The sequence below is a fragment of the Heliorestis convoluta genome, from assembly GCF_009649955.1.
Taxonomy (GTDB): Bacteria; Bacillota; Desulfitobacteriia; order Heliobacteriales; family Heliobacteriaceae; genus Heliorestis; species Heliorestis convoluta.
The window spans coordinates 2,948,012-2,967,355 of sequence record NZ_CP045875.1 but is presented as its reverse complement, the minus strand read 5'-3'; the positions used below and the strand labels follow the sequence as shown (position 1 = coordinate 2,967,355).

32 protein-coding genes and 2 pseudogenes are annotated in these 19,344 nt (G+C 46.2%); all 34 read left to right on the top strand.

Annotated features, from left to right (window positions below; genetic code table 11):
- Window positions 1–29 precede the first annotated feature (29 nt).
- Window positions 30–2,108, top strand: a complete 2,079-nt coding sequence (fusA, locus tag FTV88_RS14205) for an elongation factor G (protein ID WP_153726221.1) — start codon at window positions 30–32, stop codon at window positions 2,106–2,108.
- A 78-nt stretch (window positions 2,109–2,186) separates the two neighbouring features.
- Window positions 2,187–3,389 carry an elongation factor Tu gene (gene tuf / locus FTV88_RS14200; protein WP_153726220.1) on the top strand — a complete coding sequence of 401 codons (1,203 nt, stop codon included), beginning with the start codon at window positions 2,187–2,189 and terminating at the stop codon, window positions 3,387–3,389.
- A 289-nt stretch (window positions 3,390–3,678) separates the two neighbouring features.
- Window positions 3,679–3,987, top strand: coding sequence for a 30S ribosomal protein S10 (rpsJ, locus tag FTV88_RS14195; protein WP_151621572.1), 309 nt, complete (start codon window positions 3,679–3,681; stop codon window positions 3,985–3,987).
- A 30-nt stretch (window positions 3,988–4,017) separates the two neighbouring features.
- Window positions 4,018–4,650, top strand: coding sequence for a 50S ribosomal protein L3 (gene rplC / locus FTV88_RS14190; protein WP_153726219.1), 633 nt, complete (start codon window positions 4,018–4,020; stop codon window positions 4,648–4,650).
- A 27-nt stretch (window positions 4,651–4,677) separates the two neighbouring features.
- Window positions 4,678–5,301, top strand: a complete 624-nt coding sequence (gene rplD, locus FTV88_RS14185) for a 50S ribosomal protein L4 (RefSeq protein WP_153726218.1) — start codon at window positions 4,678–4,680, stop codon at window positions 5,299–5,301.
- Window positions 5,301–5,588, top strand: a complete 288-nt coding sequence (rplW, locus tag FTV88_RS14180; RefSeq protein ID WP_153726217.1) for a 50S ribosomal protein L23 — start codon at window positions 5,301–5,303, stop codon at window positions 5,586–5,588. Before rplD ends, rplW begins: the two co-directional genes overlap by 1 nt.
- A 31-nt stretch (window positions 5,589–5,619) precedes the next feature.
- Window positions 5,620–6,450 carry a 50S ribosomal protein L2 gene (gene rplB / locus FTV88_RS14175; RefSeq protein WP_153726216.1) on the top strand — a complete coding sequence of 277 codons (831 nt, stop codon included), beginning with the start codon at window positions 5,620–5,622 and terminating at the stop codon, window positions 6,448–6,450.
- Window positions 6,451–6,476: 26 nt separating this feature from the next.
- Complete coding sequence (gene rpsS, locus FTV88_RS14170; RefSeq protein WP_153726215.1) at window positions 6,477–6,758, top strand: 30S ribosomal protein S19; 282 nt, start codon at window positions 6,477–6,479, stop codon at window positions 6,756–6,758.
- Between the two features lie 28 nt (window positions 6,759–6,786).
- Window positions 6,787–7,131, top strand: a pseudogene (gene rplV, locus FTV88_RS14165) (50S ribosomal protein L22); the annotation flags it as partial.
- A gap of 75 nt (window positions 7,132–7,206) precedes the next feature.
- A complete protein-coding gene (rpsC, locus tag FTV88_RS14160; RefSeq protein WP_153726213.1) occupies window positions 7,207–7,950 on the top strand; it encodes a 30S ribosomal protein S3 in 744 nt (247 codons plus the stop codon).
- Window positions 7,951–7,953: 3 nt separating this feature from the next.
- Window positions 7,954–8,388: a 50S ribosomal protein L16 gene (gene rplP, locus FTV88_RS14155; protein WP_153726212.1), complete on the top strand. Its 435-nt coding sequence runs from the start codon at window positions 7,954–7,956 to the stop codon at window positions 8,386–8,388.
- Window positions 8,378–8,581, top strand: coding sequence for a 50S ribosomal protein L29 (gene rpmC, locus FTV88_RS14150; protein WP_153726211.1), 204 nt, complete (start codon window positions 8,378–8,380; stop codon window positions 8,579–8,581). Before rplP ends, rpmC begins: the two co-directional genes overlap by 11 nt.
- A 27-nt stretch (window positions 8,582–8,608) precedes the next feature.
- Window positions 8,609–8,872, top strand: coding sequence for a 30S ribosomal protein S17 (gene rpsQ / locus FTV88_RS14145; protein ID WP_153726210.1), 264 nt, complete (start codon window positions 8,609–8,611; stop codon window positions 8,870–8,872).
- A 27-nt stretch (window positions 8,873–8,899) separates the two neighbouring features.
- Window positions 8,900–9,268 (top strand): 50S ribosomal protein L14, encoded by a 369-nt coding sequence (gene rplN, locus FTV88_RS14140; RefSeq protein WP_153726209.1) that lies wholly within the window; start codon window positions 8,900–8,902, stop codon window positions 9,266–9,268.
- Between the two features lie 19 nt (window positions 9,269–9,287).
- On the top strand, window positions 9,288–9,617 hold the full coding sequence (gene rplX / locus FTV88_RS14135; protein WP_153726208.1) for a 50S ribosomal protein L24: 330 nt from the start codon (window positions 9,288–9,290) through the stop codon (window positions 9,615–9,617).
- Window positions 9,618–9,641: 24 nt separating this feature from the next.
- Entirely contained in the window at window positions 9,642–10,184 is a 543-nt protein-coding gene (rplE, locus tag FTV88_RS14130) for a 50S ribosomal protein L5 (protein ID WP_153726207.1), read from the top strand.
- A 20-nt stretch (window positions 10,185–10,204) separates the two neighbouring features.
- Entirely contained in the window at window positions 10,205–10,390 is a 186-nt protein-coding gene (locus FTV88_RS14125; RefSeq protein ID WP_153726206.1) for a type Z 30S ribosomal protein S14, read from the top strand.
- Between the two features lie 27 nt (window positions 10,391–10,417).
- Window positions 10,418–10,816 carry a 30S ribosomal protein S8 gene (gene rpsH / locus FTV88_RS14120; protein ID WP_153726205.1) on the top strand — a complete coding sequence of 133 codons (399 nt, stop codon included), beginning with the start codon at window positions 10,418–10,420 and terminating at the stop codon, window positions 10,814–10,816.
- Window positions 10,817–10,859: 43 nt separating this feature from the next.
- The gene (gene rplF / locus FTV88_RS14115; RefSeq protein WP_153726204.1) at window positions 10,860–11,411 is read left to right on the top strand and encodes a 50S ribosomal protein L6; all 552 of its coding nucleotides are present in this window, start codon (window positions 10,860–10,862) and stop codon (window positions 11,409–11,411) included.
- 32 nt (window positions 11,412–11,443) lie between these two features.
- Window positions 11,444–11,812 (top strand): 50S ribosomal protein L18, encoded by a 369-nt coding sequence (gene rplR / locus FTV88_RS14110; protein WP_153726203.1) that lies wholly within the window; start codon window positions 11,444–11,446, stop codon window positions 11,810–11,812.
- A 25-nt stretch (window positions 11,813–11,837) separates the two neighbouring features.
- Complete coding sequence (gene rpsE / locus FTV88_RS14105) at window positions 11,838–12,338, top strand: 30S ribosomal protein S5 (protein ID WP_153726202.1); 501 nt, start codon at window positions 11,838–11,840, stop codon at window positions 12,336–12,338.
- Between the two features lie 12 nt (window positions 12,339–12,350).
- Window positions 12,351–12,539, top strand: a complete 189-nt coding sequence (gene rpmD, locus FTV88_RS14100; protein WP_153726201.1) for a 50S ribosomal protein L30 — start codon at window positions 12,351–12,353, stop codon at window positions 12,537–12,539.
- 19 nt (window positions 12,540–12,558) lie between these two features.
- A pseudogene (gene rplO / locus FTV88_RS14095) lies at window positions 12,559–13,001 on the top strand (50S ribosomal protein L15).
- A 2-nt stretch (window positions 13,002–13,003) separates the two neighbouring features.
- Window positions 13,004–14,272: a preprotein translocase subunit SecY gene (secY, locus tag FTV88_RS14090; RefSeq protein WP_153726200.1), complete on the top strand. Its 1,269-nt coding sequence runs from the start codon at window positions 13,004–13,006 to the stop codon at window positions 14,270–14,272.
- A gap of 115 nt (window positions 14,273–14,387) precedes the next feature.
- Complete coding sequence (locus tag FTV88_RS14085) at window positions 14,388–15,038, top strand: adenylate kinase (protein ID WP_153726199.1); 651 nt, start codon at window positions 14,388–14,390, stop codon at window positions 15,036–15,038.
- The gene (map, locus tag FTV88_RS14080; protein WP_153726198.1) at window positions 15,039–15,794 is read left to right on the top strand and encodes a type I methionyl aminopeptidase; all 756 of its coding nucleotides are present in this window, start codon (window positions 15,039–15,041) and stop codon (window positions 15,792–15,794) included.
- A 4-nt stretch (window positions 15,795–15,798) separates the two neighbouring features.
- Window positions 15,799–16,095, top strand: a complete 297-nt coding sequence (locus tag FTV88_RS14075) for a KOW domain-containing RNA-binding protein (RefSeq protein WP_153726197.1) — start codon at window positions 15,799–15,801, stop codon at window positions 16,093–16,095.
- A gap of 17 nt (window positions 16,096–16,112) precedes the next feature.
- A complete protein-coding gene (gene infA / locus FTV88_RS14070) occupies window positions 16,113–16,331 on the top strand; it encodes a translation initiation factor IF-1 (RefSeq protein WP_153726196.1) in 219 nt (72 codons plus the stop codon).
- A 34-nt stretch (window positions 16,332–16,365) separates the two neighbouring features.
- Window positions 16,366–16,479 carry a 50S ribosomal protein L36 gene (gene rpmJ / locus FTV88_RS14065; protein ID WP_153726195.1) on the top strand — a complete coding sequence of 38 codons (114 nt, stop codon included), beginning with the start codon at window positions 16,366–16,368 and terminating at the stop codon, window positions 16,477–16,479.
- A gap of 24 nt (window positions 16,480–16,503) precedes the next feature.
- The gene (gene rpsM / locus FTV88_RS14060) at window positions 16,504–16,875 is read left to right on the top strand and encodes a 30S ribosomal protein S13 (RefSeq protein ID WP_153726194.1); all 372 of its coding nucleotides are present in this window, start codon (window positions 16,504–16,506) and stop codon (window positions 16,873–16,875) included.
- A gap of 18 nt (window positions 16,876–16,893) precedes the next feature.
- Window positions 16,894–17,283: a 30S ribosomal protein S11 gene (rpsK, locus tag FTV88_RS14055; RefSeq protein WP_153726193.1), complete on the top strand. Its 390-nt coding sequence runs from the start codon at window positions 16,894–16,896 to the stop codon at window positions 17,281–17,283.
- Between the two features lie 29 nt (window positions 17,284–17,312).
- Window positions 17,313–17,939, top strand: coding sequence for a 30S ribosomal protein S4 (rpsD, locus tag FTV88_RS14050; protein WP_153726192.1), 627 nt, complete (start codon window positions 17,313–17,315; stop codon window positions 17,937–17,939).
- A gap of 53 nt (window positions 17,940–17,992) precedes the next feature.
- Complete coding sequence (locus tag FTV88_RS14045; RefSeq protein ID WP_153726191.1) at window positions 17,993–18,949, top strand: DNA-directed RNA polymerase subunit alpha; 957 nt, start codon at window positions 17,993–17,995, stop codon at window positions 18,947–18,949.
- Between the two features lie 32 nt (window positions 18,950–18,981).
- Window positions 18,982–19,320, top strand: coding sequence for a 50S ribosomal protein L17 (gene rplQ / locus FTV88_RS14040; RefSeq protein WP_153726190.1), 339 nt, complete (start codon window positions 18,982–18,984; stop codon window positions 19,318–19,320).
- Window positions 19,321–19,344: the final 24 nt, after the last annotated feature.

Genomic DNA, 19,344 nt, shown 5'->3' with positions numbered 1-19,344 from the left:
CCACAATAGCTTAGAAAGGGGGAACGAGCGTGTCGAGACAGTTTCCATTAGAGAAGACTCGTAATATCGGTATCATGGCTCATATTGATGCTGGAAAAACGACAACAACAGAACGTATCCTCTTCTACACCGGTCGTGTTCATAAGTTAGGTGAAGTTCACGATGGTGCGGCCACAATGGACTGGATGGTTCAGGAGCAAGAGCGCGGAATCACCATTACTTCGGCTGCAACAACATGTCAATGGCGTGGGCATCGTATTAACATCATTGACACACCCGGGCACGTGGACTTCACAGTGGAAGTAGAACGTTCCCTGCGGGTGTTAGACGGGGCTGTTGCTGTCTTTTGCTCAGTCGGTGGCGTAGAGCCTCAATCTGAGACAGTGTGGCGGCAAGCCGATAAATATGGTGTACCAAGAATTGCATATATTAACAAAATGGATCGAGTCGGGGCAGACTTCTTCCGTGGCGTTTCCATGATTAAGGACAGATTAGGTGCCAATCCAGTTCCCTTGCAGATTCCCATTGGTTCAGAAGATCAATTCAAAGGAATTATTGACTTAGTCACCATGAAGGCCATGGTCTATGTAGATGATCTTGGCAAGACCAGTGACGTAACAGAAATTCCAGAAGATCTTCTTGAACTGGCCAATGAGTATAGGGAAAAGCTTTTAGAAGCTGTTGCAGAAACAGACGAAGATCTGATGATGAAGTACCTCGAAGGCGAAGAACTTACAGAAGCAGAAATTCGTGATGGCATACGCCGTGGAACCATCGGAGTTAAGATGATTCCAGTTATCTGTGGCTCTTCATTTAAGAATAAAGGCGTACAGTCTTTGTTGGACTCTGTTGTTGAATACATGCCAGCACCTACAGACGTGCCTGCTATCAAAGGTGTTAATCCTGATACAGGTGACGAGGATCTGCGTGAAAGCGATGATAAGCAGCCCTTCTCAGCACTGGCCTTTAAGATTATGGCTGACCCATATGTAGGTAAATTGGCCTTCTTCAGAGTGTACTCCGGTGTTCTAGGCTCGGGCTCTTATGTATTCAACTCTACAAAAGGCAAAAAAGAGCGCATTGGACGTATTTTGCAGATGCACGCCAACCACCGCGAAGAGATTGCCCAGGTTTACACAGGTGATATTGCGGCGGCTGTAGGTCTGAAAGATACAACAACAGGCGATACTCTTTGTGATGAAAAAAGCCCCATTATCTTAGAGTCTATGCAATTCCCTGAGCCTGTTATCTCTGTAGCGATTGAACCAAAAACAAAAGCGGACCAGGATAAAATGAGCGTGGCTTTACAGCGTCTCTCAGAAGAAGATCCGACTTTCCGCATGCATACAGATCAAGAGACAGGGCAGACCATTATTTCTGGTATGGGTGAGCTCCACTTGGAGATCATCGTAGACCGGATGCAACGAGAGTTTAAAGTCGATGCCAATGTAGGTCGTCCTCAAGTTGCCTATAAAGAAACAATTCGTGGCAAAGCCAAGGTGGAAGGTAAGTTTGTTCGTCAGTCCGGTGGTCGTGGTCAATACGGTCATTGTGTCATTGAGATGGAACCACTAGAATCCGGTGGCGCTGGCTACGAATTTGTTAACAAAATTGTCGGTGGTGTTATTCCAAGAGAATACATCCCTGCTGTAGATAATGGTATTCGCGAAGCCATGCAAAATGGTATCTTAGCTGGATACCCAACATTAGATATTAAAGTCACCCTCGTTGATGGTTCTTATCACGATGTTGACTCCTCTGAAATGGCCTTTAAAATTGCAGGTTCTATGGCGTTTAAAGAAGCCGCAAAAAAATGTAACCCTGTGTTACTTGAGCCTGTAATGAAGGTTGAAGTTGTTGTTCCTGAAGAATACATGGGTGATGTCATTGGTGACATGAACTCACGTCGGGGACGCATTGAAGGTATGGAAGCCCGTGGCAACTCACAGGTGGTCCGTGGTTTCGTGCCTCTTTCTGAAATGTTTGGGTATGCCACAGACTTGCGTTCTCGCACGCAAGGTCGAGGCCAATATGTAATGCAATTTGATCATTACGAAGAAGTACCCAAAAACATTGCAGAAGGAATTATGGCTAAGCGGCAAGGCTAAACCGTCACGAACGGTCTTCGCCCTATAGATGGTGGCCAAGCCACCTAACATTTCCTGGAAAGGTAGGATGAGAATACAATGGCAAAAGCCAAATTTGAGCGCAAAAAGCCTCACGTAAACATTGGTACAATTGGTCACGTTGACCACGGTAAAACTACAACTACCGCTGCTATCACCTTAACACTCTCCAAATCTGGCGGTGCGGAATTTAAGAAATACGACGAAATCGATGCAGCACCAGAAGAGCGTGAGCGTGGTATTACCATTAACACAGCGCACGTTGAGTATGAGACAGAGACTCGTCACTATGCTCACGTTGACTGCCCAGGTCACGCTGACTACATCAAAAACATGATCACCGGTGCTGCCCAGATGGACGGCGCGATTCTTGTATGTTCCGCTGCTGATGGTCCAATGCCTCAGACGCGTGAACACATCCTCTTAGCACGTCAGGTTGGCGTTCCTTACATCGTAGTATGGCTCAACAAGGCTGATATGGTGGATGACGAAGAACTGATGGAGCTAGTAGAAATGGAAGTTCGCGAACTTCTTTCTTCCTATGAGTTCCCTGGTGATGACATTCCTGTAGTAGCAGGTTCTGGCCTAAAAGCACTTGAGTGTGGTTGTGCTGAGCGCAGCTGCGAATGGTGCGGAAAGATCTGGGCTCTTATGGATCAAGTAGATTCGTACATCCCGACTCCAGAGCGTGACATTGACAAGCCTTTCTTGATGCCTGTAGAAGACGTTTTCACCATTACCGGTCGTGGTACAGTTGCTACGGGTCGTGTAGAGCGTGGTATTGTTAAAGTAGGCGACGAAATTGAAATTGTTGGTCTCGCTGAAGAGACTCGCAAAACTGTTTGCACAGGTGTAGAGATGTTCCGTAAGCTTCTTGACCAAGCGCAAGCTGGTGACAACATCGGTGCTCTGCTACGTGGTGTTGAGCGTAAGGACATTGAGCGCGGTCAAGTTTTGGCTAAGCCTGGCACCATCAAGCCTCACACTAAGTTTGAGTCAGAAGTTTACGTTCTCTCTAAAGAAGAAGGTGGACGTCATACTCCGTTCTTTAACGGATATCGTCCTCAGTTCTACTTCCGTACAACAGACGTAACAGGTTTCATTCAACTCCCAGACGGTGTTGAAATGTGCATGCCTGGCGATAACATTAAAATGATCATTGAACTACACAAAACCATTGCTATCGAAGAAGGACTGCGCTTTGCGATTCGCGAAGGCGGCCGTACAGTCGGTGCTGGTGTTGTAACGAAAGTTATCGTGTAATCGATAACGCAATAAGACCGGGTTACCAAAGGGTAGCCCGGTCTTATTAAAAGAAAAACAGAAAAAAATACACAAATATTGATTTTGCTCTTGCAATTAAAGGCCGAAAGTGATAGACTTACATATCGTGGGTTGGATTTGCGATGAAGCGAAAGGTTGCCTGACAAGACTCTCTGGAGGGCACATTTTTTACAGTCTTTTCAGGACACACCCGAGGGCGTTGTTGGGGTAATTTTCGTGGAGAAGGTCCGTAATCAATCGGGCGATTAAAAGGAGGGAACTACCTACAATGGGTAAACAAAAAATTCGTATTCGGCTAAAGGCTTTTGATCATCGCATTCTTGATCAGTCTTCCGAAAAAATCGTGGATACTGCCAAGCGGACGGGTGCCTCTGTATCGGGTCCCATTCCACTGCCGACTGAGAAGAGCATCTTTACCATCCTACGTTCTCCTCATGTCAACAAAGATTCCCGCGAACAGTTCGAAATGCGCACCCATAAGCGTCTCATCGACATTTTAGAGCCCAACCCGAAGACGGTAGACGCTCTCATGCGTTTAGACTTGCCAGCGGGTGTCGATATTGAGATCAAACTGTAAAAGTTTTTCTAGAGATGGGAGGTGTAGTAGGTGCTACGCAAAGGACTTCTAGGCAAAAAGATTGGTATGACTCAGGTTTTTGGCGATAACGGCGAGCTCGTTCCTGTTACAGTAGTAGAAGCAGGGCCTTGTATCGTAGTTCAAAAGAAAACAGTCGAAAACGATGGATATGAAGCCATACAAGTAGGCTACGGTGATGTTCGTGAAAAACTCGTGAACAAACCGAAAAAAGGACACTTGAAAAAAGCCGGCGTAAAACTTCTTCGCCATTTGCGCGAATTCAAAGTAGAAAACCCTGGCGACTATCAAGTAGGACAAGAGCTGAAAGCTGATATCTTTGCACCAGGTGATGTGATTGACGTTGTTGGAACCTCTAAAGGTAAAGGTTTTGCTGGTGGAATCAAAAGACACAACTTCCATCGCGGACCGATGAAGCACGGTTCAAAATATCATCGTCGTCCTGGTTCTGCCGGTGCAAAAGGACCAGCTAGAATATTTAAAGGTCGCAAAATGCCAGGTCGCATGGGCGGCGAACGTGTTACGGTACAGAACCTCACTGTTGTTTCTGTCGATAGTGAGCGCAATCTTCTCTTAATCAAAGGTGCTGTACCAGGACCTAAAAAGACTTTACTGATTATCAAAAATGCAGTAAAAGCGAATTAATAACCCCCGGAGAAAGGAGGATACACAATGCCGAAAGTAGCGGTATACAACATGGAAGGCAGTCAAGTTGGTGAGATTGAGCTCAAAGAAGAAATCTTTGGCATCGAGCCCAATGAATCTGTACTTCATCAAGCTGTAGTAGCTCAATTGGCCTCCTGGCGTCGAGGCACTCATAAAGTTAAAAAACGTGGCGAAGTCTCCGGGGGTGGGAAAAAGCCTTGGAGACAAAAAGGTACAGGCCGTGCAAGAGCTGGTACCATTCGCTCTCCATTGTGGCGCGGTGGTGCCATCACCTTTGGACCGCAACCTCGCGACTACAAAATTACACTCCCTAAAAAAGTTCGCCGTCTTGCTCTCAAATCAGCCTTATCAAGCAAAGTACTAGAAGGCAACATCGTTGTAGTCGACACACTGGCGATGGAAGCTCCTAAGACAAAAGCAATGGCTGGTGTTTTAGATAAACTACAAGCTGACCGTAAAGCTTTAATCGTTACAGCTGTAAATGATGAAAATATTTTCAAGTCAGCTCGCAACATTCCTGGTGTGAAGCCAGTTGATGCTGTAAGTATTAATGTTTATGACATCCTGAAGCATGACAAACTGGTCATCACCAAAGATGCAGTGGCCAAGGTTGAGGAGGTGTTCGCCTAATGCGCAATCCATACGACGTGCTGATCAAACCCGTCATCACAGAAAAATCGATGGATCTGACAGCTGAGAACAAGTTCACCTTCGTCGTGAACCCTGCGGCCAACAAAATTGAAATCAAGCATGCAGTTGAGCAGCTTTTCAAAGTAAAAGTCCTTGATGTTTGGACTCTGAACGTTAAAGGCAAAAAGAAGCGCATGGGCAAATACGTAGGACGTACATCGGATAAGAAAAAAGCCATCGTGAAATTAAGAGATGGCGATAAAATCGAAATATTCGAAGGCGTATAATCCCTGGTCGGACCAGAAGGAGTGAAACGCAATGGCTGTAAAAAAGTTTAAGCCTACCTCGCCCGGTCGACGTCAAATGACCGTAGCGAGCTTTTCAGAAATCACAAAAAGTGAGCCTGAAAAGTCACTTGTTGCACCGCTGACGAGAAAAGCAGGTCGTAACAACCAGGGTAAGCTGACGGTTCGGCACAGAGGCGGCGGACATAAGCGCATGTATCGTATTATCGATTTCAAGCGCAACAAAGATAGTGTTCCCGCTAAAGTCGCCGCAATTGAATACGATCCCAACCGCAGCGCCCGTATCGCACTGCTTCATTATTTAGATGGAGAAAAGCGTTACATCTTAGCACCCAATGGCCTCAAAGTTGGAGACGTCATTGTTTCCGGTGCTGAAGCAGATATTAAGACAGGGAATGCATTGCCGATCATCAACATTCCCGTAGGTACAGTATTGCATAACATTGAGATGCGTCCTGGAAAAGGCGGACAACTCTGTCGTTCTGCAGGAACATCAGCTCAGTTAATGGCGAAAGAAGGCAACTATGCTACATTGCGCTTGCCCTCCGGCGAAATGCGTAAAGTACACATTACATGCCGCGCTACCATTGGGCAGATTGGTCATCTCGAACACGAGAATATCACCATCGGTAAAGCCGGCCGGAAACGCTGGTTGGGAATTCGACCCACTGTACGCGGTGTCGTCATGAACCCCAACGATCACCCACACGGTGGTGGTGAAGGTCGCTCCCCAATTGGTCGCAAAGCACCTGTTACTCCATGGGGTAAAGTGGCCATTGGTGGCAAGACTCGTCGTAAAAAAGCTTCCGACAAGCTTATTGTCAAGCGTCGTAACCGTAAGTAGCGACTAGAAAGAAGGGAGGATCGCGCATGGCCCGTTCCCTTAAAAAAGGACCTTACGTTGAAAGTAGCCTTTTCAAAAAGGTTGAAGAAATGACCCAAAAAGGCGAGAAAAAAGTAATTAAGACCTGGTCTCGCCGTTCCACCATCTTTCCACAATTCGTCGGTCATACTTTTGCAGTCCATGACGGACGGAAGCACATTCCTGTGTATGTGACGGAAGATATGGTTGGACATAAGTTAGGGGAATTTGCCCCAACTCGCACCTATAAAGGTCATGCAGGCTCAGAAAAATCGAGCCGACTACGTTAGTAACCATCGGTAGAGGAGGAAAAGGCCAATGGAAGTCAAAACAGCACAAGCGGTGGCCAAGTACGTCCGTACCTCTCCCCGAAAGGTTCGACGAGTAATTGACCTTATTCGTGGGAAGGCGGTCGCTGATGCATTGGCGATACTAAAGTTTACGCCTGTAAAAAGCGCAGTAGACGTGGAAAAAGTATTAAAGTCTGCTATCGCCAATGCGGAACACAACTATGAAATGGAAGTTAGCAATCTAATTGTACACGCCTGCTATGTTGACCAAGGCCCAAGCATTAAGCGCATTAAGCCTCGTGCAATGGGTCGGGCTGATGTGATTCGCAAACGGACATCTCATATTACAGTTGTAGTTGCAGAGAAACCAGAAAAAACAAAGGCTCCTAAAAAAGGAGCAGATAAGGCAAAAGTAGCGGCAATTGCCGAGACAAAGGAGGGATAACCTGTGGGTCAGAAGGTCCATCCGAAGGGATTCCGAATTGGAGTCATCAAGGACTGGGATGCAAAATGGTTTGCAGACAAGAACTATGTTGAGCTCCTTCATGAAGACCTTAAAATTCGTAAGTTCATCAAGAAGAAACTCTATGTAGCTGGCATTTCAAGAGTTGAAATCGAAAGAGCTGCAAATCGGGTAAAAGTGACCATTCACACAGCGAAGCCTGGAATCGTCATTGGCCGCGGTGGTGCAGAAGTTGAAAATCTGCGCAAAGAGCTGGAAAAAATGACAGGACGTGCTGTGAATGTTAACATCAGCGAAGTCAAGAAGCCGGAGCTAGATGCACAACTCGTTGCAGAGAACGTAGCTGTTCAACTTGAGAAAAGAATATCCTTCCGTCGTGCCATGAAGCAATCAGTTGGCCGCACCATGAGATTGGGTGCAGAAGGCATCAAAATCATGGTATCAGGTCGTCTCGGTGGCGCTGAAATTGCACGTACAGAATGGTATAACGAAGGCAAAGTACCTTTGCACACATTGCGTGCAGATATTGACTATGGATTCGCAGAAGCGCATACGACCTATGGTGTTATTGGCGTAAAAGTATGGATTTACAAGGGAGAGGTATTGCCTGGGGCTGTGCCGCAGACAGATACCAAGGAGTCCGAACAGCGCCCTGAACGCCGTGATAGAGGCGAGCGTCGCCCGCGAGGAGAGCGTCGCGGACCCGTTGCTGCGGAAGGAGGGAAATAACCCATGCTATTGCCAAAAAGAGTGAAATGGCGTAGAGTCCATCGTGGCAGAATGAAAGGCAAGTCCAAAAGAGGTAACACAGTTGCTTTTGGTGAGTATGGCTTGCAAGCACTGGAACCAGCTTGGATTACCAGCCGTCAGATTGAATCAGCTCGTATCGCCATGACCCGTTACATTAAGCGGGGCGGTAAGGTATGGATCAAAATTTTCCCCGACAAGCCTATCACAGCAAAGCCAGCAGAGACTCGAATGGGTTCTGGTAAAGGTTCATTAGAATACTGGGTAGCTGTCGTAAAACCTGGCCGCGTTATGTTTGAACTAGCTGGTGTACCTGAAGAGGTAGCCCGTGAGGCCATGCGTTTGGCCATGCACAAACTGCCCATCAAATGCAAGTTTGTAAAACGCGAGGAAGTGGGTGGTGAAGCCAATGAAAGCTAAAGAACTACGTGATCTGAGCACGGAAGAATTACGTAAAAAACTCAACGACTTCAAAGACGAACTCTTCCGCCTTCGCTTTCAACTAGCTACCCAACAGTTAGAGAATCCAATGCGGATTCGGGAAGTTCGTACGAACATTGCCCGTACTCAGACTGTCCTCCGTCAACGAGAACTGGAAGCCCAAAAGGCATAAGTCCGGGCCGGCAAGGAGGTATAAATCGTGTCAGAAAGAGCTGAACGCAAAGTAATTACTGGCAAAGTTGTCAGTAACAAAATGGATAAAACGGTCGTAATTGCTGTACAGGATCGGGTGCAACACCCTCTATACAGAAAGACTGTACTTAGAACGAAAAAATTCAAGGCTCACGATGAGAACAATAGCTGCAACATGGGTGATGTTGTCGAGATCATGGAAACTCGACCCATCTCCAAAGACAAGCGCTGGCGTGTTGTCAAAATCGTTGAGAAAGCTGTCATCGTCTAATTTCCCCCAGGATAGGAGGTATATCCCGTGATCCAACAAGAGACACGACTCAAAGTCGGTGACAACACGGGAGCCAAAGAGCTTTTGTGTATCCGTGTGTTGGGTGGATCTTTACGGAGATACGCATCAGTTGGCGACATTATTGTAGCCTCTGTAAAAGAAGCGGCTCCTGGCGGCGTTGTAAAAAAAGGCGATGTGGTGAAAGCCGTTGTAGTGCGTACCCGCAAGTCCATTAAGCGCAAAGACGGTTCCTACATCCGTTTTAGCGAAAACGCTGCAGTCATCATTAACGAACAAAAAAACCCACGGGGCACTCGTATTTTCGGGCCCGTAGCTCGGGAACTTCGAGATCGCGATTTTATGAAAATCGTATCACTAGCCCCAGAAGTACTGTAGGGTGGAGGTGAAAGCACCTATGGCCAACCCGAAAGTTCACGTCAAAAAAGGTGATACTGTTCAAGTTGTCACGGGTAAAGATGCTGGCGCAAAAGGCAAAGTTATCGAAGTGATTCGTGACAAGAACAGAGTGGTTGTTGAAAAGGTGAACATTGTCAAGCGTCACACGAAGCCCACGAAGGCAATGCCCCAAGGTGGGATTATGGAGAAAGAATCTCCTATCGATGCATCGAACGTAATGATTTACTGCAATAAATGCGCAAGACCAGTTCGGATCGGTAAAAAATTCAAAGACGATGGCAAAAAAGTGCGCATCTGTCGCAAATGTGGAGAAGTATTTGATAAGTAACCCTCGAGAGAGGAGGTCAGCAGATTGGCCCGACTAAAAGAAAAATTTCTAAATGAAGTAGCTCCAGCTATGATGCAGAAGTTTAACTACAAAAGCGTTATGGAAATTCCTAAGCTGGAGAAAGTTATTGTTAACATGGGTCTCGGTGAAGCTGTTCAAAACCCCAAAGCACTTGATGCTGCAGTAGGCGATCTGACCCTCATTACAGGTCAAAAGCCCATTGTAACAACAGCTAAAAAGTCAATTGCTGGTTTTAAGCTTCGTGAAGGCATGAAAATTGGTTGCAAAGTAACATTGCGTGGAGAGCGCATGTACGATTTTTGTGACAAGCTTGTTAACCTGGCGCTGCCCCGCGTCCGTGACTTCCGGGGAGTAAGCCCGAAGTCTTTTGATGGCAGAGGTAACTACACCTTAGGCCTGAAAGAGCAATTGATTTTTCCGGAGATCGATTACGATAAGATCGACCGCCTGCGCGGGATGGATATTACCTTCGTAACAACAGCGAAAACTGACGAAGAAGCCCGCGAACTGCTGAAGCTCATGGGTATGCCATTCCGCTCCGAATAATCGATAATGGAGGGAACCACGTGGCCAAGACGTCCATGAAAGTAAAACAACAAAGGACTTCCAAGTTTCGTGTCCGTGAATACAACCGTTGCAAAATTTGCGGACGCCCACACGCGTATATGCGTAAATTTGGGATGTGCCGGATCTGCTTCCGCGAACTGGCTTACAAAGGGGAAATCCCTGGCGTAACAAAAGCGAGTTGGTAAGATACAGGGAAGGGGGTAGAACCCAGGATGGTCATGACCGATCCAATTGCGGATTTTTTGACTCGCATCCGAAATGCCAACATGGCCTATCATGACAAATTAGAAATCCCAGCATCCAAAGTTAAACGTGGCATTGCTGAGATTTTCAAAAATGAAGGCTTCATTAAGGATGTAGAATATATCGAAGACAATAAGCAAGGTGTACTTCGAATTTACTTGAAATTCGGACCAAACCGTGAAAAAGTTATTACAGGCATTAAGCGTATTTCAAAGCCTGGTCTTCGAGTTTATGCTAAAAAAGATGAGATTCCCAAAGTATTAAGTGGTTTGGGAGTTGCAGTAATCTCCACTTCCCAAGGACTTATGTCAGACAAAGCAGCTCGTCAAGCTGGTCTTGGCGGAGAAGTACTTTGCTACATCTGGTAATACAAGGGAATATATGTAAAACTGAAAAGCAGGAGGTGTGACCATGTCACGGATCGGCAAGAAGCCCGTGGCAATCCCAGCCGGGGTGGAAGTAACCGTTGACGGGAATGTGGTCACGGTCAACGGCCCGAAAGGCCGGTTGAGCCGGGAATTACACAGCGACATCGTTGTCAACGTTGAAGACAATGTGGTCCATGTTTCCCGTCCTAGTGACCAAAAGCTCCATCGAAGCCTCCACGGCTTGAGCCGCACCTTGATCGCCAACATGGTAGAAGGCGTGACCAATGGCTTCAGCAAAAACCTGGAGCTCGTAGGTGTTGGTTACAGGGCTGCGAAGCAAGGAAAGAAACTTGTTCTTACCGTGGGATTTAGCCATCCAGTTGAATTTGAGCCAGAAGAAGGCTTAGAAGTTGAAGTGCCTGCTCCAACCAAAATCACTGTAAAAGGCATTGATAAAGAAAGAGTGGGCGCTCTCGCTGCCAATATACGCAAAGTACGGGAGCCTGAGCCATACAAAGGCAAAGGTATCAAGTATGAAGGCGAAGTGATTCGTCGCAAAGTTGGTAAGACTGGCGGTAAGAAAGGCAAGAAGTAAGCCTGACCGAGGTTGAAGGGAGTGAACCCGCAATGATCAAAAAAGAGGACCGCAATAAAGTACGGAAAAGAAAGCATCTGCGTGTCCGTAAAAATCTTAAAGGTGTGGAAGCGAGGCCTCGCCTCTCTGTATTCCGCAGCTTAAATCATATTTACGCTCAAGTCATCAATGATGTAACGGGCGAGACCTTGGTTGCTGCCTCTAGTCTAGATGCAGATATTAAAGACCAGAATGCTTCTGGTGGAAATATTGAAGGCGCCAAGCAAGTTGGTACACTGATTGCCAAAAAAGCGCTGGAAAAAGGCATCGACAAAGTCGTATTTGATAGAGGCGGATACATTTATCATGGCCGCGTTGCTGCCTTGGCATCAGCTGCCCGGGAAGCGGGGCTTCAATTTTAAGCTCTCGCATAAAGGAGGGAAAAAAGTGGCAAGAATAGACGCGAGTGGTCTGGAGTTACAAGAAAAGGTTGTCTATATCAACCGTGTCGCCAAAGTTGTCAAAGGTGGACGCCGTTTCTCCTTCAGTGCCCTGGTGGTTGTAGGTGACGGAAACGGTCATGTAGGCTTTGGTCTCGGAAAAGCTGGCGAAGTACCGGAAGCCATTCGCAAAGGCGTAGAAGATGCGAAAAAGAACTTGATTCAAGTGCCCATGGTCGGAACAACTATTCCCCATGAGACACTCGGTAGGTTCGGCGCTGGTAAAGTATTGCTGAAACCAGCTGCAAAAGGTACCGGAGTTATTGCTGGCGGCCCTGTTCGTGCAGTACTAGAGCTTGCTGGAATTTCTGATATCTTAACGAAGTCTTTAGGCTCTAACAATGCGAACAATATGGTACGCGCTACCATAGAAGGCTTAAAGAGTCTAAAGCGTGCAGAAGATGTTGCTAGACTGCGCGGCAAAAAGCTTGAAGAGATTATTGGTTAGGAGGGTTAACCTATGGCCATCAAGTTAAAGATTACCTGGGTGAAAAGCGCCATTGGTTACCCAAAAAACCAAAAGCTCACAGTGGCCACCCTAGGACTAAAAAAACTCAACCAATCAGTCGTTCATAACGATACACCAGCAATTCGCGGCATGATCAAAACAGTATCACACCTTGTTGCCGTGGAAGAGTTGGAAGCCTAACAAGAAGGAGGTGTAATCATTGCAAATCCATGAACTCAAGCCGGCTCCTGGATCAAGACAAAAGCCTACCCGCAAAGGCAAGGAATTGGTTCTGGTCTAGGAAAAACGTCTGGCAGAGGCCATAAAGGGCAAAAAGCACGCTCCGGCGGTGGTGTACGTCCTGGTTTTGAAGGAGGTCAACAACCGCTTCAAAGACGGCTTCCCAAACGTGGGTTCAGCAACGCCCCCTTTAAAAAAGTTTATACAGTCATTAACATTATAGACTTAGCTCCTTTTGAGGCAGGTACCGTTGTAACCCCGGAACTGCTGATCAAGGAAAGAATTATTAAAAAAATCAACGATGGGGTCAAACTTTTGGCTAATGGTGAAATCGACAAAGCTTTGACGATCAAACTTCACGGTGTAAGTGAAGCAGCTGCGGAAAAAGTCAAAGCGGCCGGCGGCCAAGTAGAGGTGATGTAAGCATGTCCACTGTTGTGGGCACCCTGCAGAACGCCTGGAAAGCAACGGAATTGCGTCATAAAATACTTTTCACCTTGCTCATGTTTCTAGTTTTCCGTATAGGCGCCCACATTCCTGTTCCCGGCATTAATCGGCAGGTAATCGAGGATCTGTTAGCAACGGGTGCACTTTTTGGCTTTTTTGATGTAATTTCTGGAGGTTCTTTTAGAAACTTCTCAGTTTTTGCCATGAGTATTACCCCTTACATTAACGCCTCGATTATTATGCAACTTCTAACAGTTGTTGTTCCTAGATTGGAGCAGTTAGCCAAAGAAGGAGCAGAAGGTCGGAAAAAAATCACCGAATACACCCGCTATTTCACGATTGTGCTGGCCTTTATTCAAGCAATAGGCTTGTCCTATGGCTTGAAGGGAGCCGTTATTAACCCTACAATTTGGAACTATCTATTAATCGCAGTAACTTTAACAGCAGGCACGGCTTTCTTAATGTGGATCGGTGAGAGGATTACAGAAAAAGGAATTGGCAATGGTATCTCTTTGATTATCTTTGCCGGTATCGTTTCTGCCTTACCATCCGGTCTGGTTACATTGTATGAGTATATACAAGTTGGTACAGCGAATATCCTTGGTGCTACATTCTTCATTATCATCGCTGTTATCGCAATTGCCGGGATTGTATACATCAATGAAGGCCAAAGAAGAATCCCTGTTAACTATGCAAAGCGTGTTGTAGGACGTCGCGTCTATGGCGGACAAAGCACTCATATTCCCCTCAAGGTGAATCAAGCAGGTGTAATTCCTGTCATCTTCGCCTCCTCCATTCTCGCATTCCCAACAACCATAGCAGCTTTTTTCCCAGATTCTGTGCTGGGAGCATGGTTTGCAAACTACTTTAACTTTGGTTCCTTTTTACACAGCCTTTTCTATATCTTTTTGATTATCTTTTTCACCTACTTCTATACAGCAATTACTTTCAATCCAGTCGATGTAGCAGACAACATGAAGAAGTACGGCGGTTTCATTCCAGGATTAAGACCTGGAAAACCAACAGCCGACTACATTACCAAAGTCATGTCGCGAATTACACTTGTCGGCGGTATGTTCTTGGCTGTGATATCACTAATGCCTGTTTTTGTTATTATGGCAACAGGAATTAGTAATATCTATTTTGGAGGTACAGCTCTACTGATTGTCGTTGGTGTGGCTCTCGACACTATGAAGCAAATTGAATCCAACTTACTCATGCGCCACTATCAGGGCTTTATGAAATAAGTCTAGAAAAACGATAAAAAAAGGGCATGTCCTCGAACCACTACTACTATGATTTTATGACGTCCCAACAAATACCGCTTTATGGACTGCCCAACTGTGATGGAGGGATATATCCATGAAAGCATTACTAATGGGACCCCCAGGAGCGGGCAAAGGAACACAGGCGGAGATGCTGGTCTCCCACTTTGCTATACCTCACATTTCAACAGGTGATATGTTCAGGGCGGCTATCAAGAATGGCACTGAAATGGGTTTACAAGCGAAAGCCTATATGGATGCTGGGCAACTTGTTCCAGACGAAGTGACCATCGGCATTGTACGTGACCGTCTCAGTCAAGAGGATTGCCAGAAAGGCTTTCTGCTTGATGGCTTCCCTCGTACAACACCTCAAGCTGACGCTTTAGAGAAGACGCTGCAAGAGCTAAATATGCAACTTGATGCAGTCGTTGATATTCAAGTAAGCCGTGATAAACTCGTTGATAGACTAACAGGAAGACGGATTTGTCGAAACTGTGGAGCAACCTACCATGTAATCTTTAATCCTCCTTCTCAAGAAGGTGCTTGTAACAAATGTGGTGGTGAACTCTATCAGCGCAGTGACGACTCCAAAGAGACGGCTGAAAATCGTCTTGATGTCTATAACAAGCAAACAGCTCCACTAATTGAATACTACGAAGCAAAAGGTCTTTTTCATAAGATTAATGGCGAGCAAGAAATGCAAGAGGTTTTCCAAGACATTGTAAAAGTCTTAGGGAGAGAATCCTAGATGATCATTCTTAAAACCGCCCGTGAACTCAACTACATGAGAGATGCAGGGCGGATCGTGGCCGAAACTCATCGGGAGATGGAAAAGGCAGTGGCACCGGGCGTCAGCACAGCAGAGCTTGACGAAATCGCAGAAGACTACATTCGATCCCAGGGTGCTAAGCCAGCTTTTAAAGGGTATCAAGGTTTTCCTGCAACCATTTGTGCTTCCATCAATGAGCAAGTCGTCCACGGCATTCCTGGTATACGCCGACTTGAAAATGGTGATATTATTAGTATTGATGTCGGCGCAGTTGTAAATGATTACCATGGAGATGCAGCAATTACCTTACCAGTTGGTGAAATCGATGAGGAGTTGCAAAAACTCATCGATGTTACCCGCGAGGCATTGGATATAGGAATCGAAAAAAGTCGAGTTGGGAATCGTTTGTTCGACATTTCGAATGCAATTCAAAAACATGTTGAAGACAATCAGTTTTCTGTTGTAAGACAATATGTTGGTCATGGTATTGGCAAGAAGATGCACGAAGAACCACAGATCCCCAACTTTGGACCGGCAGGTCGTGGACCCCGACTACAAGAAGGGATGACACTGGCCATCGAACCTATGGTAAATGTCGGAACCTGGGAGGTAGAAACCAAGGAAGACCAGTGGACGGTTGTTACAAAAGACTTAAAACCGTCAGCCCATTTCGAGCACACCATCGCCATCACTGAGAAGGGGCCGGAAATTCTCACCCGCTCCAATGGAGGGTAGCTCTATGGAAGCGACTGAGGTTGTCCTTGGACAATTGGTCCGCTCTATATCTGGCAGAGATGGGAATCGGTACTTTTTGGTGCTAAAAGCTCTTGATCAAAAGCACGTTTTAATTGCAGATGGACTCTACCGTAAAGTAGAGAATCCAAAGAAAAAGAAACTTAAGCACCTACTGCTTATCGATTCTGTGGCTGAAGAGATTGGTGAAATGCTCCATAAGGGCAAAACTCCTACAAACGCCCAGGCCGCCAGTGCAGTCCAACGGATGTTGGAGACCCTTGAGCTTGGTTCGTCAAATTAAGGAGGCTGGAATTCCAAATGTCCAAAACGGACGTGATTGAGGTAGAGGGTCGAGTCATTGAACCCTTGCCAAATGCTATGTTTACAGTTGAGCTTGATAACGGGCATAAAGTTCTAGCCCATGTATCAGGCAAAATTCGCATGAATTTTATTCGTATCCTCCCGGGGGATCGGGTGACAGTAGAGCTTTCTCCCTATGATCTAACTCGTGGACGGATTACCTATCGATTTAAATAGGAATAATCATTGTCCCCCCAAGGAGGGATTCCACATGAAGGTAAGAGCTTCAGTAAAGCCCATTTGTGATAAATGCAAGATCATTCGCCGAAAAGGTAAAGTTATGATCATTTGCGAGAATCCGAAGCACAAGCAAAAACAAGGTTAATTAGCGGGAGGTGCATTTCCCTATATGGCACGTATCGCCGGTGTCGACCTACCCCGTGATAAGCGGATTGAGATCGCATTGACTTATATTTATGGGATTGGACGCCAGACCGCCATTGAGATTCTAAAAGGTGCAGAGGTTAACGCTGACACCAGAACTAGGGATCTTACTGATGACGAAGTGGCTCGAATCAGAGAATATATTGACAAAAGCCTTACTGTAGAAGGCGATCTCCGTCGGGTAGTGTCACTTAATATTAAACGGATGATGGAAATCGGTTGCTATCGCGGCCTACGCCATCGTCGTGGCCTTCCTGTACGCGGACAGCGCACGAAGACCAACGCACGTACACGCAAAGGTCCAGCTCGGACAGTAGCAGGTAAGAAGAAGAAGTAAAGGGGGGGATATTGAGCAATGGCACGTCGTGTAACACGCACTAAACGTAAAGAACGCAAACAAGTTGATCGCGGTATCGCACACATCCGCTCAACCTTTAACAATACGATTGTTACCATCACAGACCTAACAGGTGCAACCCTTTCTTGGGCTTCTGCTGGCGTTCTAGGCTTTAAAGGCTCTCGTAAATCAACCCCCTTTGCTGCTCAAATGGCTGCAGAAAAAGCTGCCAAAGAAGCAATGGAGCATGGTTTGCGTGAAGTAGAATGCTTAGTAAAGGGACCTGGTGCGGGACGTGAAGCGGCTATCCGTTCTTTACAAGCTGCCGGATTAGAAGTGAACATGATTAAAGATGTCACACCAATCCCTCACAATGGATGCCGGCCACCTAAGCGCCGTCGCGTATAATCTGATAAAACAGGAGGTGCATTCGCTGAATGGCTCGTTATAACGGTCCTGTATGTCGACTTTGTAGACGTGAAGGGACTAAACTATACCTAAAAGGTGAGCGTTGTTATACCGGTAAGTGCGCCGTCGATCGCCGGACCTATGCACCAGGCCAGCATGGTCAAGGTCGCAAAAAGGTTTCTGAGTACGGTGTGCAGCTCCGCGAAAAGCAAAAGCTTCGTCGTATTTACGGCGTACTAGAGCGTCCCTTTAGCAACTACTTTGATAAAGCAGAACGTCAAAAAGGTATTACTGGTGAAAACTTGTTACGCCTTTTAGAACGTCGCTTTGATAATATCGTTTACCGTCTTGGCTTTGCCCGTTCTCGCAACGAAGCTCGTCAATTGGTACTACACAACCACTTTACCTTAAACGGTAAAAAGGCCAATATCGCATCGATCCAACTTCGTGTTGGAGATGTTATACAACTTAAAGAGAAGAGCAAAGACAGCCCTATCTTCCAAGAAATTCTAGCTGCGCTTGGGCAAAAATCAGCTCCAGCTTGGTTAGAACTTGATGTCAACACCTTGTCCGGCCGGGTCCTTGCTTTGCCCAACCGGGAAGACATTGACACCAATGTACAAGAGCACCTCATTGTAGAATTGTACTCCCGGTAAACGGTAAACTCGAAGTTCATCCGATTTATTGCCAAGGGAGGGTTCAGCAGTAGATGCTGGAAATCGAAAAGCCGAAGATAGAATGTGTCGCTAGCAGCGAGGATGCCACATACGGAAAATTTGTTGTGGAGCCCCTGGAGCGCGGTTACGGCGTAACCCTGGGCAATTCGCTACGGCGAATCCTATTGTCCTCCTTGCCTGGGGCTGCCGTTACTTCGGTAAAGATCGATGGGGTTCTTCATGAGTTCTCCACTATCCCCGGAGTCGTAGAGGACACAACGGATATCATTTTGAACCTAAAGCTTCTTTCTTTGAAAATGCATAGCGATGAACCACAAGTTCTACGCATTGAAGCAGAAGAAGAAGGCGTAGTTACAGCAGCTGATATCCAACTTAATTCTGAAGTTGAAATTCTTAACCCAGAACTACCGATTGCCACGCTCTCTAAAGGAGCTCGCTTTTTTATGGAGATTACAGTGGAAAAAGGTAGAGGCTATGTTTCGGCTGTCAAACATAAAAAGTCGGAACATGTTATCGGTGTCATTCCTGTGGATGCGAACTTTGCTCCTGTGAGAAAAGTTAATTTCCGCGTGGAAGATACACGAGTTGGTCAAATTACAGACTACGATCGGTTGATACTAGAAGTGTGGACCAATGGTAGCCTGAGTCCAGAAGAAGCGACAAGCTTATCTGCAAAAATCATGATCGAACATCTGAAGCTTTTTGTCGGTCTCACAGAAAACCCTGATGATGAAAGTACCGGGAACATCATGGTCGAAAAAGAAGAACGTCCACAGGATAAAATTCTTGATATGACCATCGAAGAATTGGATCTTTCTGTCCGTTCTTTTAACTGTCTGAAGCGAGCAGGTATTAATACTGTGCGAGACTTGACGATGAAAACAGAAGAAGACATGATCAAAGTGCGGAACTTAGGTCGTAAGTCTCTTGAAGAAGTGGACATAAAATTGACTAGCCTGGGTCTCTCATTACGCAAATCTGATGATTGATAATGGTACCCTGCCGCAAAGGAGGGAATTAAATGGCATATCGTAAGTTTTCTCGTCATACAGGTCATCGTCGTGCCATGCTGCGCAATATTGTAACTTCTCTTCTGAAGCACGGCAAAGTCACTACGACAGAGCCAAAAGGAAAAGAGTTGCGTCGTATCGCCGAGAAAATGATTACTCTTGGAAAACGTGGAGACCTTCACGCTAGACGTCAAGCTCTTGCTTATTTGGAAGAAGAGACTGTCGTAACTCAACTTTTTACCGAGATTGCTCCGAAGTATGCAACTCGACAAGGCGGTTATACTCGATTGATGAAAGCTGGATATCGTCGTGGTGACGCAGCGCCCATGTGCATCGTAGAACTGGTATAATCGTTAAAAAGAACAATACGAAAG